Source organism: Alteromonas sp. RKMC-009, assembly GCF_003584565.2.
Lineage (GTDB): Bacteria > Pseudomonadota > Gammaproteobacteria > Enterobacterales > Alteromonadaceae > Alteromonas.
Genome location: NZ_CP031010.1, coordinates 690,138 through 706,205, shown reverse-complemented (window position 1 = coordinate 706,205; position 16,068 = coordinate 690,138). Strand labels below are relative to the sequence as shown.

The following is a 16,068-nucleotide window of genomic DNA, read 5'->3' as shown; positions in this document are numbered from 1 at the left end:
GTGATGTCAGCCAGCCGCATAACACACAACAAGTACCTTTACCGGAACGCATAATGATAAAAAACACCCGAAACAGTCTGGCACTTGCTGTCAGCCTGATGCTGGGCAGCAGTGCTGCACTGGCCGAAACGACAGACAAATCAGAAAACGAAAACTGGGATGTGCTCAAGCCTCCCTTCGCACTGAACAGCGTGGATATTGAAACCAACGAAACCACCTGGTCCAGCCTGGACATCTCACCGGATGGCAAATTTATGGTATTCGATATGCTGGGCGATTTGTATAAAGTGCCGTTATCCGGCGGCGCAGCAACGTCGCTTACACAGGATTTTGCCTGGAATATTCATCCCGCCATTTCGCCGGACGGTAAGCATATTGCGTTTATCTCAGACCGTGGCGGCTTGTCCAATGTGTGGGTGATGGATATCGACGGCAGTAATTTGCGTCAGGTGACTACGGAAAAGAAAAACATCATTCATTCTCCGAAATGGAGTCCGGACGGGCAGTACATTGTTGCCACCAAAGGGATCATGTCCAGCCGGAGTATTCCGGCCGGTGAAATCTGGATGTATCACATTGCCGGTGGTGACGGTCTGCAAATCAAAGCCCGCGAACACGGGAACGCCGACCAGCAAAATATTGCCGACCCGGTGTTCTCACATGATGGTCAGTACATTTATTACACCCACAACACCGTGCCGGGTGCAGGCTTCGAGTACAACAGAGATCCCCTTGAAGGGATTTTCGACATCACCCGTTTCGACCGCAAAACCGGTAAAGAGGACAGTTTTATCAGTGGCACCGGCGGCGCTATTGTACCTGTGCCCTCACCGGACGGTAAATACATCGCCTTTATCCGCAGGGTAAAAAACAAAACCGGGCTTTTTCTCAAAGAGCTGGAAACCGGCCTGGAGAAACCGCTAACCCTTACCCTTGAGCGGGATATGCAGGAAGGCTTTGGTTCTGAAGGCTACTTTGCCTATTACGACTGGATGCCCGACAGCCAGTCTCTGGTTTACTGGACAGGTGGTAAGTTTCACAACATCGACATTAAAACCGGCAATATCCGGGATATTGATGTCAGCGTAAAAGCGACACTGCATTATGCAGATGCACTGCGCTTTGATGTGGATGTGGCACCGGATGAATTCGATGTAAAAATGATTCGCTGGTCACAAAAATCGCCGGACGGCAAAAGCATTTTATTCCAGGCCCTGGGCAAGCTTTATGTGAAAGATATTAAAAGCGGCAAAATGACCCGTCTGACGAAACAAAACGAGCACGATGAATATTTCCCCCGTTATACTAACGATGGAAAATTCATCGTTTACACCACCTGGAATGACGAAAAGCTGGGTGATGTACGCATAGTTTCCGCCAAAGGTGGCAAAGGTAAAGTGATCACCAAAAAGCCGGGACACTATGTAGAGCCAAGCTTCTCGCCAGATGGCCGTTATGTCGCATTCCGGAAATTCAGCGGCGGCTATTTGTTAGATCCTACTTATTCAGTAGAGCCCGGTTTATATGTGGCTGACCTGAAGAACGACACTGAAGTCAGAGTCAGCGAAAGTGGTGCACAACCCCATTTTGCCGGAAATGACGGACGTGTGTATTTCACTGAACGCGCCGGCGGGTCTGCTTACCCTGAAACGCAATTGAGCAGCACAGATTTACGCGGAGAAGACAAGCGCACGCATTTATACGGTGCGGATAAAGTCAGCGAATACCGTTTGTCTCATGACAAAAAGTGGGTGGCGTTTGTTTACCAGTTCAAGACCTACGTAGCACCGTTCGTAGACAACGGTCAGAAAATTACGCTGGGACCGGACATGACATCATTACCGGTTACACAGCTATCTGCCCGCGCTGGCGAGTACCTGAACTGGAGTCCGGATAGTACGTCGGTAGGCTGGTTCCACGGACCGGTGTATTATGAGCGCGCACTGGAAGATGCATTTACTTTTGTTGCCGGTAAAGAAAAAGATGCACTGCCTGAACCGGAAACCAAAGGCATGAACCTGTCTTTCAAATCGAAGGCAGATAAACCCGGTGGCTACAAAGCGCTGGTCGGCGGCAAAGTCGTTACCATGCGTGATGCAGATAACACACAGGAAGTCATCGAAAACGGCGTAGTGCTTATTCGCGATAACCGGATTGAAGCCGTTGGCTCACTTGACGAAATTACTATTCCTGATGACGCCATGCGCATCGATACCCGCGGAAAAACCATTATTCCGGGCTTAGTCGATGCCCATGCACACGGCTCTCAGGGGCGTAACGAAATTATTCCTCAACAAAACTGGGGACAATTTGCCAACGTAGCATTTGGTGTGACCACGATTCACGATCCGTCCAACGACACCACTGAAATCTTTGCCGCCTCAGAGTTGCAACGACACGGCGATATTATTGCTCCGCGTATTTATTCCACCGGCGCGATTTTATACGGTGCGGAGTCACTGGGTTATAAAGCCATTATCAACAACTACGATGATGCATATTTTCATGTTGAACGGCTGAAAGAAGCCGGTGCAATTTCAGTAAAAAGTTATAACCAGCCGCGACGGGATCAACGTCAGCAAATTCTGTGGGCTTCACACGAACAGCAGATGATGGTTGTGCCGGAAGGCGGCGGTAAGATGCAGCAGAACCTGACCATGGTGGTAGACGGACATACCGGCCTTGAGCACAGTTTCCCTGTGGCGAAAGGCTATGATGATGTTAACCAGTTATGGGCAGCCACAGAATCGGGTTACACACCAACCTTCGTGGTGTCATATGGCGGCCTGATGGGCGAAGAGTACTGGTACGACAGAACTGAAGTGTGGAAGAACGAGCGCCTGCTACGCTATGTGCCGTCAACCATTCTCGACAGCCGTGCTATCCGCCGTCCTACCGCACCGGATAACCAGTACAATCACTTCGAAGTGGCAGCGTATGCAAAAACACTGCGCGACAAAGGTGTGAGCGTGCACATCGGTGCCCATGGCCAGCGTGAAGGTTTAGCCGCTCACTGGGAATTGTGGAGTATGGCTCAGGGTGGTTTCACACCATGGGAAGCCCTGCGTGGCGGGACCATTGACGGTGCAAAACACTTAGGCATGGGTAACGACCTTGGCAGTATAGAAAAAGGTAAGCTGGCCGACTTAGTTGTGATTGACGGTGATGTACTGAGCGATATCCGCAGAAGCGAATTTGTTGAGTATACCGTGCTGAACGGACGGGTTTATGAAGCTGCGACGATGAATGAAATGGGCAGCCGTAAACAGCGTAAGCCGTTCTTCTTCGAAGCAGATAACAAACTGTTTATGCCGGAAGAGACTGCGCAGGAAATCAACGCCAAAGCGCATATGTATCACTGGAGGCATTAATACTTTAAACCTGTACGGGCGCCTGATACGGCGCCCTTTTTATTTCATGCTGCTGGCAACGCCATTGCAGGTTTGAGACTGTCAGCGACCTGTTGTGGATCGCGGCAAATAAGATAAACCTCATCCTGCCAGTCTTCAAATGTCGCCATCATTGAATATAACAGCGCCGGCTTACTGAACCGGATGCGCACGTTAGCTTTATCACCCTGCCCCAAAATCAATGCATCACCACAGTCAGCTCTGCTCCAGCTCCCTGCCTCTGCAGACTCAATGGCAGACAGCCTGGCGAACAGGGTACTGTAGAAACCCGGATTGATAACCAGATCATCGTTCTGAATATACAGCGAGAAATGCTTCCCTATACGAATACTGGCAACGGCAGAAATCATCGTCCAGAGGATCAGGCTGCAAACGATAACCGCTGCGGTACTACTCCATTCAGCCAAAAGCCAGTATGAGAGCGCAGCTGCCATCACTATTCCGCCTGTCAGCACGCATTGATAAATCACGCTGTCTGATTTGGTATGTAGTTTCCCCACGGGCGACACATGCCGGCGGGTAAACCGGGGGATGGCATAAAACCAGGATGCCGGTTCATGGGCCCATAAAACAGCAGTCATTCGTTTTTTGTCATCCTCTGCATACGCTTTATGAGCATGCAATCTCGGATCACCGGGAAGATGGCGGGCTTTCCACAAGCTTTTAACCACCATATAAACCAGTGCAAATTCGAGAATAATAAGCACTGCCGCAATGGGATAACGTAGCCAGGAAATAAACTCAAAATAAGCAGCAAGATCTTCAGGGAAGGTGTACCGCGCGGCCACCGCCGCGAGACTAAAACTGATGATTATTTTCCACAGTTTCTGTTTGCCTTTCACAACAACACAGACATAGTACGCTGCAGGCAAAATAATAAAATACAAGCCTGCAAAAAGTGCGGTAAGCCACTTATCCTGCGGTAACCGGATCGTGTCAGGTAGAAAGTAATAGCCGCCGGCAAATGTAGCGACCATCAGAACGAAATAGATAAGACGATACTGAGCAGATTTCTGCATAGCAACACTCCCTGTTTGCTTAACCATGCCACCGGTAAAGTTTACTGCATGGTCAGTTCTCTGCGCAAAGGGAGATAAGTTTCAGAATATTACCCGAACGGCGTCTCACTTACCGGTTTCGTCCGTATTGTTCGTGAGATGACACCCAGTCAGATGAAGAAATGGCCGAAGCCAGCGAGATCTCTCCGGCCAGTGCCACCGCTCCTACAATCTCGGCAAACTTGTACACCTTATTTTTGCCGTAACAATCCATCAGCTCCAGGCACTCTTTCTGTGTACCTATGCCGGTTCCACCGCCGTAGGTGGCGACAATCAGAGAAGGGATAGTCAGTGAAACGTACAAATCCCCTTCTTCGGTGAGTTCGGAGTACATGATCCCCGCCGAGGATTCAGAGACATTAGCGACATCCTGTCCCGTGGCAATGAACATGGCGGTGATACCGTTGGGCGAATGCAGGCCGGTGTTATTAACGCCGGATAAAAACGAACCGATACCAGCCACTCTGCCATGGTAATCAATTTGTTTTGGCTCCACCCGCATTACACTAAGTAGATGTTCGCGCTTAATGGTAGCCTCTGCAGTAACCCGTTTTCCCCGGGTCCGCATAATATTTATCTGCGAGGCCTTTTTGTCGGTGGCAAAGTTAGACTCCAGATAAAAATTCACAATCCCTTCGTAGTGATCCATGATCCAGCCACAGGCAGCAAATGTGGCGCGCCCCACCATATTCTGACCGGCAGCATCTCCGGTCCTGTAGTTAAAACGGAGAAACGCAAATTTGTTAGACAGGAAATGGTCGATGTAAGTGAGCTTCGCCACCGAAGACGTTGCTTCTGCTTCATCACGGATCTTTTCGATATTTTCATTTATCCATTTAACGAAATCCCGTGCCCCCCGCGCATCAGAAAAAACAAAAACCGGTGCCCGTTGCATGGCATCATCAACCACCGTTGCTTTCACGCCACCGCTCATATTCAATAGCTTCATGCCACGGTTATAAGACGCCACCAGCGTGCCTTCAGTGGTAGCCAGCGGCACCACAAAATCGCCTTTCGCATATTCTCCGTCGATGGTGAGCGGACCCGCTATGCCAATGGGCACCTGCGCCACACCAATAAAGTGCTCAATATTGCCTTTTAATGTGTTGGGATCGATAGAATAGTTGCCCACATGATTCACCGGCGCGCCGGTTGCAGAAGCAAAATATGCCTGACGGGCTTTGATGATTTCTGCCTGATAGTCGTCGTGGGGATCTCTTGGGATCCCCTCCGGTTTGGCACTGATGTCTGAAATGTTGTCTTCGACTTCAAACTTCAGCTTACCGAATGGTGAGGCCTTAAAAGAAAGTCCCAATTTAAGTTTTTCAGGTCCGGCCTTTGCCCGCACGTTCAAAAAAACCGTAATAACTTCCCGTAGCGGAAAAGAAATGTCCCCTTTTGCATTAATTTCCTCAGCAGAGAGCAGCATATCCGCCCCGACTTTCAGGGTGATTTTCTCTTTCGGAATATGATTGCCATCCAGCACGATATGTAAAATTTCGCTGATACTGGCGTCTTTCAACCGGTTCTTCAGCATAAAGCACAAACCATCTTCCGTTTTTTGCAGACTGCCGTGGGTATACAACTGCTTTAAAAGCATGCTGGGGATAAACATGAGGCACTTCCTTTTTAATGGCTGACGCTTTTTGAGACGCGCTTATTATCAATGTAATACAGTAGCGTCAGTTAACAACAATTTCACTTCTTTCCCGGTCAAACCAGCCACCGGATTGACCCCCATCAACCTTTCCGGACTTGCCTGAAACGGACATGACTTAACAAAAACGGACATAACGCACATTTTTTGTACACAAATCATCCGGTGTCCGTGATTTGAAAGCCTCCGGCACTGCTTCTTGTAAATTTAATTCCGTCAGCAGGACGCTGATGTGTTTTCGACAGATTGCCCCTGTTACCGGAAAAGGAGGTGTCAGGGACTACGATGCCAGGGATTCAATTGATCAGTTAAGGATGCTGTTCAGGGGTAATCTGCCGGACTTTTATTTACCAAGGAGTAACTCATGGAACACAAGCTGTTCAGACAACAGGCTTTGCAACATCAGCTGACAGCCAGTCAGGGAGACGTATTTGTTTTACCGTCTTTGCCTGTCAGGATGATCAGCCTGATGGTAACAGGTTGGGTCATCGTGATGGCCTGGTATCTGAATAGTCAGGAATACAAAACCTTCACCCGGATTAACGGCTGGCTGGAAATGTCAGAGGGCAGTACGCCGGTTTATCCGGACAATACCGGCGGACGGGTTGCCGCCATTCTCGTGAAAAATGGCGATGAGGTTGAGGCGGGAACCCCCTTACTTCAAATCAACAGCGGCCAGACGCTGGGCTCCGGCGAAGACGTGCATTTTGCGGTGCACAGTCAGTATGAAGTTCAGCAGGAACAGCTTGAACAACAACTCCGCTACCTTAAAATTGCCCATAAGCTGGCTATTGCTACGACCAGAAATACCGGCACGCAACTGGAGCGGGATATTAGCAAACTTAACGGACTCATTGAGCTGGTAGGCCAACGGATCGCTCTGGCAGAAACGTCTGCTAACTCGATGGCAACACTCGCCGATGCCAGATTACTGGCGAAAAATGAACATCTCAGTGCCGCCCGTGCTGTGTTATCGCTAAAGCAGGAATTACTGGAATACCAGCGGGAGCGTGAAAGTAAGCTCGCCTACCTTGAAGAAAATCGCCATGAGCTGGCGAGGCTCCCCGCCAGTCAGGAGCAGGAGCGCCTTGATCTTCAGCATCAACTCAGTGCATTACGCAATCAGATGCTGCAGTGGGACAGTCAGCACAAGAAGGTAATTACCGCATCAAGAGCTGGTGTCGTATCCGATTTGTCTGTACGTAGCGGAGACTTCATCAATACGTCTAAACCTTTACTGAACATACAACCCTCTTCTGACACCCTTACCGGCAAGGTGTTACTGCCAGCCCGGTCGGCAGGTTTACTGCAACAGGGTCAGTCAGTCCGAATTAAACTGGATGCATTTCCTTATCAGCAATACGGCACCGTTGACGGTGTTATTACGCAAATATCCGACGATCTTATCCAGCCACAGAGTAAGCAATGGTTTCCTGTCACCACAGACGAACCGGCATATCTGGTTCAGGTGTCGCTGAATAAACAAAGCATCGCCACCTACGGACAGGAAACACCACTGAGAAGTGGCATGACCTTCAGTGCCGATGTAACGACACGGGAGTCCAGCCTGATTGAATGGCTTTTCGCACCGTTACTGTCTGTAAAAGGAGCGTGGTAATGCAGGCCCTCTTATCAGCAAACCCGCTCCCTTCCCTTCGCCGTTCTGTTAAAACACCGGTGGTGTATCAGGCGGAAGCCGCAGAATGCGGACTGGCCTGCCTGTGTATGATATTGCAGGCCCATGGCGATAAAAGAACACTGGCCGAACTCCGGCAGGAATATGGCTTGTCACTGAAAGGGGCCACGCTGGGAGATATTATTACCATCGCTAAGCGCCTTTCTTTATCTGCAAGAGCGCTGAAACTGGATCTGAACGACCTGCCAAAGCTGCAATTGCCCTGCATAGTTCACTGGGATATGAAGCATTTTGTGGTACTCACCTCGGTGAATAAAAACAGTGTAACCATTCATGACCCAGCCACGGGTAAGCGTAAAATGCCGGTATCCCGTTTTTCCGCTCATTTCACCGGCATTGCGCTTGAACTCTCTCCGGCCCCGGCTTTTACACCGGTCACGGCTACACCAAAACTCACTATCAGCAGTTTCTTCTCAGGTCTCAGCGGACTTCGCAGAACCTTGCTGCTCACCTTCTGTATTACCCTGCTTATTCAGTTATTTGCCCTGTTGTCTCCGTATTACATGCAAATGGTGGTAGATGATGCCCTGCCCGCAGGATCGTCTGACTTTCTGACTGCATTAACTATAGGCTTTGCGCTTTTTCTGTTAATTGAATGTCTGACTTCAGCGTTACGCCAGCATATCCTTTTACACTTCACCAGCCGCCTGCAATTGCTGATGAGCGCCAGGGTATTCAGTCATTTACTGCAACTGCCGCTAAAATGGTTTCACAGCCGGCATACCGGCGACATTATTTCCCGTTTCAGTTCATTAAATGCATTGCGGGATTTTCTCACTGCCAGCTTCATTACTGTGATCATGGACGGACTGATGGCACTGGTGACAGTGGCAGTCATGTATGTTTATGCGCCGCTTCTGGCCACGGTAGTCATTGTTATCACCTTTCTGTACGCGCTGTTCCGCGTGTTTGCCTGGCATTGCGTCCGGCCTCATCACGCCGACAAACTGGAGCTGGCTTCAAAGGAGCAAACGCACTTCATCGAATCCATGCGGGCCATTCAGACAATCAAGCAATTTAACCTGGAGGCGAGCCGCCACGGCCACTGGCTGAACCGGCTGACATCATCCTTAAATGCAGACATCAGTATCGGCAAATGGGGTTTGCGTACCAGCATTGCCAAACAGGTCATCACCGGTGCTGAAAACATTGTAGTGATTTACCTTGGCGCACAGATGGCTATGGAAAATGCACTGACCACCGGTATGCTGTATGCGTTTATCAGCTACAAAAACCGCTTTGTTACCGCCGCTGAAAGTCTGATCACCACCGCACTGGAATGGCGTATGTTATCGCTGCACATTGACCGGCTGTCAGATGTGGTGCTAGCTGAATGTGAAGACGTACCTGTTGCCATTTCCAGTGTTGACGGCACGGATAATGCCGGCCCGGCAACCTTATCCCTCAGACAGGTCAGCTATGCTTACGACAGCTTTTCAGCACCGGTACTTGAAAATATCGACCTGACCGTTGCCCCCGGCGAAGCCATAGCGATCACCGGCGCAAGCGGCTGCGGAAAATCAACGTTACTTAAATGTATTACCGGTATACACCCGCTCAGTTCAGGCTCAGTATATTTCGGCACAAAGCCTGTCAGTCAGGGCGCACTGAAAGGCGTATCCTCTGCGGTTTATCAGGATGACGCCCTGCTCAACGGAAGCATTCTTGAAAATATAGCCGGCTATTGTGATTCCCCTGATATTCAGCGGGCAGCAGGCGCGGCACAACTGGCCTGTATTCACGATGACATTGTAGCCATGCCAATGCAGTACCAGACACTGGTCGGCGACATGGGCAGCACCCTGAGCGGCGGTCAGATCCAGCGGATTATGCTGGCCAGGGCACTGTATCAACGGCCGCAGATCCTGTTCCTCGATGAAGCAAGCAGTCACCTTGATATGCACAACGAAGCACAGGTAAACCACAACCTGAAACAGCTGAACATCACCCGCATTATTATCGCCCACAGGCCGCAAACCATCGCCATGGCAGACCGTGTGTTCCGGCTTGAAGCAGGCCAATTAACCGAAATCTACCCCGTCAGTACCAACCCCGTTATTGAACAACAAGGAGAGAGTCATGACTAATCCAACCCCTATCAATGATCGCCTGGAGCAGCTTTCCCGCCGGGAACTGCAGGTTGCCCATAAAATTATGGAAGGGCTGCCGAATAAGCGAATCGCTTCCCAGCTATTTATCAGCGAGAGGACAGTGAAATTTCACTGCGCCAACATTTACCGCAAGCTGGATATCCACAACCGCACCTCACTGATGGCGAGTTACTACCGCCAGTTTCATCAGCCCGGTACACGGACAGAGCAAGAGGGGTAGCAATGTCCTTTCGTATCAATAAAACCGTGGCGTTTGAGACTGAAGTCCTGTTTATGAACAGTCTCATTCCCATGGCGGCAGCTTCGCTGTGCTGCCTGTTGTATTTCGCGATTACCAGTACATTACCCGATATGTGGGTGGTGGGTTTAACGTTTAATTTGTGCTGGATAATGAGTCTGCGCGAGACCATTTTAACCTGCTACCTGCAAGGGGTTTCAGACACAGTCGGCCAGTCGCCCTACCTGAAACCCGGCGTGGGTGATAACCGGACTTTTAGCCAGAAGACAGCGCCGGAAGACCCGGTAAACTAAAACCTGTTGTGAGTTATACGCAACGAAACCCGTAACGGAAAAATAACCTGTTCAAGGAGAACATCATGAAAGAAACAACCACACCCCGCCCGTTAACGAATGAAGAAGCCTGCGAAGTATCAGGCGCCGGTCTTATAAAAACTACGCCGCTCACGGAAGCCAAAGCCATCTTAATCCCGCCCCGCTATTTCACCCTGGCGCTGGGTGAAAATGGTGGCGATTACCCGGAAGAATCGGTTTACTGATTTCAGGCCTGATGATGCTGCGCGGACAGGGTTGTCTCCCGCACCTGTTGGCGTCAGCATCATTTTTGAAAGGACGTAATGTATGATTCTTTGTCTGGGTGATGAATCAGACCATCAACTACAGCATGTAGTAACAACACTTCACGATCTTCAACAAGAAACAGTGATCCTCAATACGGCGAACCTGGGCGATCAGTTAAAGTTGCAATGGCAACCGCTTAAAAATGCCTTTACCCTTGTTGTCGATAACGAATACGTGGATCTTGACGAAGCCGGCGCCTTTTGGTGGCAGCGCTTTTCAGCTCCACCGGCAGCAAATCCTGTTGCGGGTAAAAATCAAATCAGTGCACTGTCACCGCTTTTTTATCATCAGCCTGAGCGCTGGTATAACCCGCTGAGCGCCATTCGTTTTCACCAGGCCAAGCCCGTGCAATTGCAAACAGCGTCAGCACTGGGCGCCACCATTCCCGATACGCTCATCAGCAATGATGTCACTGCCCTCAAACACTTTGCTGAGCAGTTTCAGGATGTCATTATCAAACCGGTTTCCGGTGGTGCCCACACCACCTTGCTTCGTCAGCATGGCGTGTATATCAGTGAACTTCTGCATCAGCAGGATACCGGTGCGGTGACGTTACAGGCCCGGATTGACGGGCTTGAAGTGCGCACGTACGTTATTGGTGATGAGGTTTTTTCCGGTATTATCTATTCGGATAAGCCTGATTACCGTACCGATGAGTGCGCAGAGGCGCAGGCTACAGACACCCCTGAGGATATCCGCTCACTGGCCAGAACAATTTGCGCCGCTTTCGGGATGAAATGGTGTGCCATTGACTGGCGGTGTAACAGTAAAGGCGAGTTTATCTTCCTTGAAGCGAATCCCTGCCCGTACTTTTTAAAATTTGAACATGAAACACAGTACCCGCTCACTGAAACCTTATGCCGGGCGCTGATAACAACAGCGGAACACTAATCCGCTGCTGTTGATGAAACAGGTTATCTCAGATAACCGTTATGACGCGACAGGATAATCGGTATAACCTTTCTCTGCGCCACCGAACAAGGTATCAGGATCATGCTCTGCCAGCGCGATGCCTTGTTGTAAACGGGCAGGCAGATCGGGATTCGATACAAAGGGACGACCGAACCCAATCATATCAGCCCATCCTTCTTCCAGCGCCCGTTCAGCGCGGTCACGGGTATATTTGCCGGCATAAATCAAAATACCGTCAAACGCCTCGCGGATGGCCTGTTTAAAACTTACCGCCATTTCCGGGGCGTCATCCCAATCTGCTTCAGCGATATGTACATAGCCGGCCTCTAACTCATTCAGGGCCCGCACCGCTTCTACGTACGTCTGTTCAGGGTTTTCATCTACCGCACCGTTCAACGTCGTCAGCGGAGCCAGACGGATCCCCACTGCACGGCTGTCGAACACTGTGCTGACGGCAGACACGACTTCTTTCAGGAACCGCAGACGGTTCTCCAGACTGCCGCCGTATTCATCGGTGCGGTTGTTGGCTTGTGAATCAAGAAACTGGTTGATGAGATAGCCATTGGCTCCATGCAGCTCGATGCCATCAAATCCGGCATCTTTGGCACATTGCGCCGCGTGCCGGTACTCTTCAACGACCGCTTTGATTTCTTCTTTACTGAGTGCTCTGGGTACAGAAGACTGAACAAAACCCGGTGAGTTATTTTCGTCGATAAATACCTTCACGCCCTCAGCCTGAAGCGCTGAAGAAGAAACCGGCTGCCTGCCACCCGTATTACTTTCGTGGGATACGCGGCCAACATGCCACAGTTGTGCAAACATCACACCTCCCGCCTTGTGAACGGCATCTGTGACCTTTTTCCAGCCTTTGACTTGCGCTCCGGTGTAAATACCCGGAGTCCAGGCGTAGCCCTTGCCCAGTTCGCTGATTTGCGTACCTTCACTGATAATCAAACCGGCACTGGCACGCTGGGCATAGTAAGTGGCCATTAAATCGTTGGCGACATCACCGGGCTGCGTTGATCGTGAGCGGGTCATCGGGGGCATGACGATACGGTTTTTCAGCGTTTTGCCGGCCAGTGAAATACTGTTAAATAATAGACTCATAAAGCCTCCTTCCATTTTCAATGGATGAATCATATCGCAGCTTATTTAAATCATTAACAGCAACAAATTAAAAACACTTTTGTTATTTTTGCAATTATAGAGTGAGTCGCGGCGCGATATAATCCAGAAAGGCAGAGATGCGGGAGGACACGGCACTGTTACGGTAATACACCGCCTGCACCAGTTCCCGCCGGTTCGGACTCAGGACATGGTCTGTCAGCACAGGCACCAACCGGCCGGCCTCAATATCTTCATACGTCATAAAGTGTGACAGCATCGCCAGCCCCTGCCCTGCAATGCAAAGTTGCCGCACGGTTTCACCGCTTGAGGCACTGATGGCAAATTTAAGCTGCTGAGGACTTTTAAGTGGCCAGTTATTTAAATGCGGCGCATCACTGAAACCGATTAAACGATGCTGCGAAAGGCTTGTAATATCGCCGCTGACCGGATGTTTAGCCAGGTATTGCGGACTTGCCACTACATGTAACCGGCTTCGCCCTAACTTTCTGGCATGGAGATTGGAGTCGCTTAAATCGCCGATACGAATGGCGATATCGGTTTTATGCTCCAGTAAGTCAATGATGCTGTCGTGACTGGTCAGCTCCAGGGATATATCCGGATAGGTGCGGCAGAACCCGTCGATTAACGGTGTCAGCTGATGAAATACAAACGGACTGGCTGCATCAACCCGCAGCTTGCCTGATGGTGTCCGCCCGAGCAGTCGCAATGCCTCCTCGCCTTTTTCCAGCATGTTCAGACCGTCTCTGGCGTAACGCAAGAAAAGCTCACCTTCTTCCGTCAGCTCTACCCGTCTGGTGGTGCGGTTAAACAGGGTAACATTGAGAGCCTTTTCCAGCCGCGTTACCGAGCGTGATACCCTGGCAACCTGCTGATCCAGCAGCGCTGCGGCGGCAGAGAAACCACCGGTATCCACCACCGTTACAAAGGCTTCTAAATCTTCTGTTTTGGCATTAACCGGCATTGCTCAACCTTTTCATTTTCCACAAAGATAGCAGGTTACTAATTACATTTTATACAAATAACCAGAAAGAAACCTGACGTATTCGACGCTATCAACTTTGCAGGCAATAAAAAACGCGCAACCGTCAAGCAGTCGCGCGTTTTAGTGTTGTTGATGAACTGCTACCGTTCAGCCCGGCAGCGACTCATGTGGTAAATAACAAACAGAGCCTTACAGAATAAAGCGGCTCAGATCTTCGTTATCCACCAGCGTCTCTAAGTGTGAGTCCACATAGGCGGCGTCGATAGTAAAAGTTTCACCAGACTTCTCGGATGCATCGAAAGAAATATCTTCCATCAAACGCTCCAGCACCGTGTGCAGACGACGGGCACCAATGTTCTCAAGGCGCTCATTTACCTGCCAGGCCGCTTCAGCAATTCGCTGAATGCCAGACTCTTCAAATTTAATAGTTACGCCTTCTGTAGCCATAAGCGCGCGATACTGCTCTGTCAGTGCTGCATTCGGTTCAGTCAGAATACGTTTAAAGTCTTCCACTTTCAGTGCTGACAGTTCAACACGGATTGGCAGACGGCCCTGCAACTCAGGGATCAGGTCAGAGGGCTTACTCATCTGGAAAGCACCGGATGCGATAAACAACATGTGGTCAGTTTTCACCATACCGTGCTTAGTCGATACAGTAGAGCCTTCCACCAGCGGCAGCAGATCCCGTTGCACACCTTCACGGGACACATCTGCAGAGTTATTGCCTTCACGCTTACAAATCTTATCGATTTCATCAATGAACACAATTCCGTGCTGTTCGACCGCGTGAATCGCTTTTTCTTTCAGATCTTCCTGATTTACAAGACGGGCAGCTTCCTCTTCAGTAAGCATTTTCAGCGCATCTTTGATTTTCAGTTTTTTCTTTTTCTTCTGCGAGTCAGAATTCAGATTCTGGAACATCGACTGCAGTTGATTAGTCATGTCTTCCATGCCCGGAGGCGCCATGATTTCAACGCCCATTTGCGGCAGTGCGACATCGATTTCAATTTCTTTGTCGTCCAGTTGACCTTCTCGAAGCTTTTTACGGAATGCCTGGCGGGTGCCACGATCTTCAACCTGCTCCTTTTTACCCCACACGTCTTCCGGTGGTGGCAATAAAGCATCCAGTACACGCTCTTCCGCCGCTTCCTCAGCACGGAATTTGACCTTCGTCATTTCCTGCTCTTTAGTCAGCTTAACGGCGATGTCTGTCAGATCGCGGATGATCGTCTCAACTTCTTTACCAACATAGCCCACTTCAGTGAACTTCGTGGCTTCAACCTTAATGAAAGGCGCATTTGCCAGCTTCGCCAGGCGGCGGGCAATTTCAGTTTTACCCACACCGGTAGGGCCAATCATCAGAATATTCTTAGGCGTGACTTCAACACGAAGCTCTTCCGGCAGTTGCATCCGGCGCCAGCGGTTACGCAGGGCGATAGACACGGCGCGTTTTGCGTCCTGCTGACCAATGATGTGGCGATCTAACTCGTGAACAATTTCTCTGGGTGTCATTTCAGACATAATAAACCTTCTCTTACTAACGCTGATGTTGCTCAGCTACCGGCTGCATGACCGTCATACGGCCTGCAGTCGATCAATAATCCAGTACTTCAACCGTCTGGTGATGGTTGGTATATACGCAGATATCCCCTGCGATGGTTAAACTCTTTTCTGCTATTTCACGGGCTGACAATTCAGTATTTGCCAGCAGAGCCGTTGCAGCCGCCTGCGCATAAGCGCCACCGGAACCAATGGCAATTAAATCGTTTTCAGGCTGCACCACATCACCGTTACCGGTAATGATGAAAGACGCCGTCTCATCAGCCACGGCCAGTAACGCTTCGAGCTTTCGCAGCGCCCTGTCAGTACGCCAGTCTTTAGCCAGCTCTACCGCTGCACGGGTAAGGTGCCCCTGGTGGATCTCGAGTTTGGATTCAAAACGCTCGAACAGCGTAAATGCATCAGCAGTACCACCGGCAAAACCCGCCAGCACTTTATTATGATACAAGCGACGCACTTTTTTCGCGTTGCCTTTCATTACGGTATTGCCCAGAGAAACCTGTCCGTCTCCGGCAATGACGACCTGATTGTCGCGTCTTACAGATACAATAGTAGTCACTACACTTCCCCATATTCCGGGTGTCGCTGGCTGTCGCGCAGCAAATTAATTTCAATGAAGAGATAAGTGGGGGAAGAGATGATTTTTTCAAGGGACAATCCACCAGCCTCAATAAAGTCCGGTGCCAGGCCCGCAGA

The 16,068-nt window shown here is 50.1% G+C and carries 13 protein-coding genes; 7 read left to right on the top strand and 6 right to left on the bottom strand.

All coding sequences use genetic code 11. The annotated features are described in order from the left end of the window. Nucleotides 1–53: 53 nt before the first annotated feature. Nucleotides 54–3,371: an amidohydrolase family protein gene (locus tag DS731_RS03100; RefSeq protein ID WP_119499957.1), complete on the top strand. Its 3,318-nt coding sequence runs from the start codon at nucleotides 54–56 to the stop codon at nucleotides 3,369–3,371. Between the two features lie 44 nt (nucleotides 3,372–3,415). Here the strand turns inward: DS731_RS03100 and DS731_RS03095 are convergent, their stop codons facing one another. Together DS731_RS03095 and DS731_RS03090 are read right to left on the bottom strand one after the other, a co-directional pair. Beyond that, nucleotides 3,416–4,429, bottom strand: coding sequence for a hypothetical protein (locus DS731_RS03095; RefSeq protein ID WP_119499956.1), 1,014 nt, complete (start codon nucleotides 4,427–4,429; stop codon nucleotides 3,416–3,418). Between the two features lie 109 nt (nucleotides 4,430–4,538). After that, a complete protein-coding gene (locus DS731_RS03090; protein WP_119499955.1) occupies nucleotides 4,539–6,083 on the bottom strand; it encodes a hydroxymethylglutaryl-CoA reductase in 1,545 nt (514 codons plus the stop codon). A 406-nt stretch (nucleotides 6,084–6,489) separates the two neighbouring features. Between DS731_RS03090 and DS731_RS03085 the strand changes: the two genes are divergently transcribed. The 6 genes from DS731_RS03085 (at nucleotide 6,490) to DS731_RS03060 (ending at nucleotide 11,681) form a co-directional block, all read left to right on the top strand. Continuing rightward, entirely contained in the window at nucleotides 6,490–7,743 is a 1,254-nt protein-coding gene (locus tag DS731_RS03085) for an HlyD family secretion protein (protein WP_119499954.1), read from the top strand. Continuing rightward, the gene (locus DS731_RS03080) at nucleotides 7,743–9,908 is read left to right on the top strand and encodes a peptidase domain-containing ABC transporter (RefSeq protein ID WP_161599082.1); all 2,166 of its coding nucleotides are present in this window, start codon (nucleotides 7,743–7,745) and stop codon (nucleotides 9,906–9,908) included. The genes DS731_RS03085 and DS731_RS03080 overlap by 1 nt, the downstream gene beginning before the upstream one ends. Further along, entirely contained in the window at nucleotides 9,901–10,152 is a 252-nt protein-coding gene (locus DS731_RS03075; RefSeq protein WP_119499952.1) for a helix-turn-helix domain-containing protein, read from the top strand. Before DS731_RS03080 ends, DS731_RS03075 begins: the two co-directional genes overlap by 8 nt. Nucleotides 10,153–10,154: 2 nt before the next feature. Beyond that, the gene (locus DS731_RS03070) at nucleotides 10,155–10,463 is read left to right on the top strand and encodes a hypothetical protein (RefSeq protein ID WP_119499951.1); all 309 of its coding nucleotides are present in this window, start codon (nucleotides 10,155–10,157) and stop codon (nucleotides 10,461–10,463) included. 65 nt (nucleotides 10,464–10,528) lie between these two features. Continuing rightward, on the top strand, nucleotides 10,529–10,708 hold the full coding sequence (locus tag DS731_RS03065) for a hypothetical protein (protein ID WP_119499950.1): 180 nt from the start codon (nucleotides 10,529–10,531) through the stop codon (nucleotides 10,706–10,708). Nucleotides 10,709–10,790: 82 nt separating this feature from the next. Beyond that, nucleotides 10,791–11,681, top strand: coding sequence for an ATP-grasp domain-containing protein (locus tag DS731_RS03060; protein ID WP_119499949.1), 891 nt, complete (start codon nucleotides 10,791–10,793; stop codon nucleotides 11,679–11,681). 39 nt (nucleotides 11,682–11,720) lie between these two features. On the opposite strand, the gene DS731_RS03055 is transcribed toward DS731_RS03060, so the two are convergent. The 4 genes from DS731_RS03055 to hslV form a co-directional block, all read right to left on the bottom strand. After that, nucleotides 11,721–12,809: an alkene reductase gene (locus DS731_RS03055; protein WP_119499948.1), complete on the bottom strand. Its 1,089-nt coding sequence runs from the start codon at nucleotides 12,807–12,809 to the stop codon at nucleotides 11,721–11,723. A gap of 94 nt (nucleotides 12,810–12,903) precedes the next feature. Further along, nucleotides 12,904–13,791 (bottom strand): LysR family transcriptional regulator, encoded by an 888-nt coding sequence (locus DS731_RS03050; protein ID WP_119499947.1) that lies wholly within the window; start codon nucleotides 13,789–13,791, stop codon nucleotides 12,904–12,906. Between the two features lie 210 nt (nucleotides 13,792–14,001). Next, nucleotides 14,002–15,333 carry an HslU--HslV peptidase ATPase subunit gene (gene hslU, locus DS731_RS03045; RefSeq protein ID WP_119499946.1) on the bottom strand — a complete coding sequence of 444 codons (1,332 nt, stop codon included), beginning with the start codon at nucleotides 15,331–15,333 and terminating at the stop codon, nucleotides 14,002–14,004. Between the two features lie 73 nt (nucleotides 15,334–15,406). Next, nucleotides 15,407–15,931, bottom strand: a complete 525-nt coding sequence (hslV, locus tag DS731_RS03040; RefSeq protein WP_119499945.1) for an ATP-dependent protease subunit HslV — start codon at nucleotides 15,929–15,931, stop codon at nucleotides 15,407–15,409. Nucleotides 15,932–16,068 lie beyond the last annotated feature (137 nt).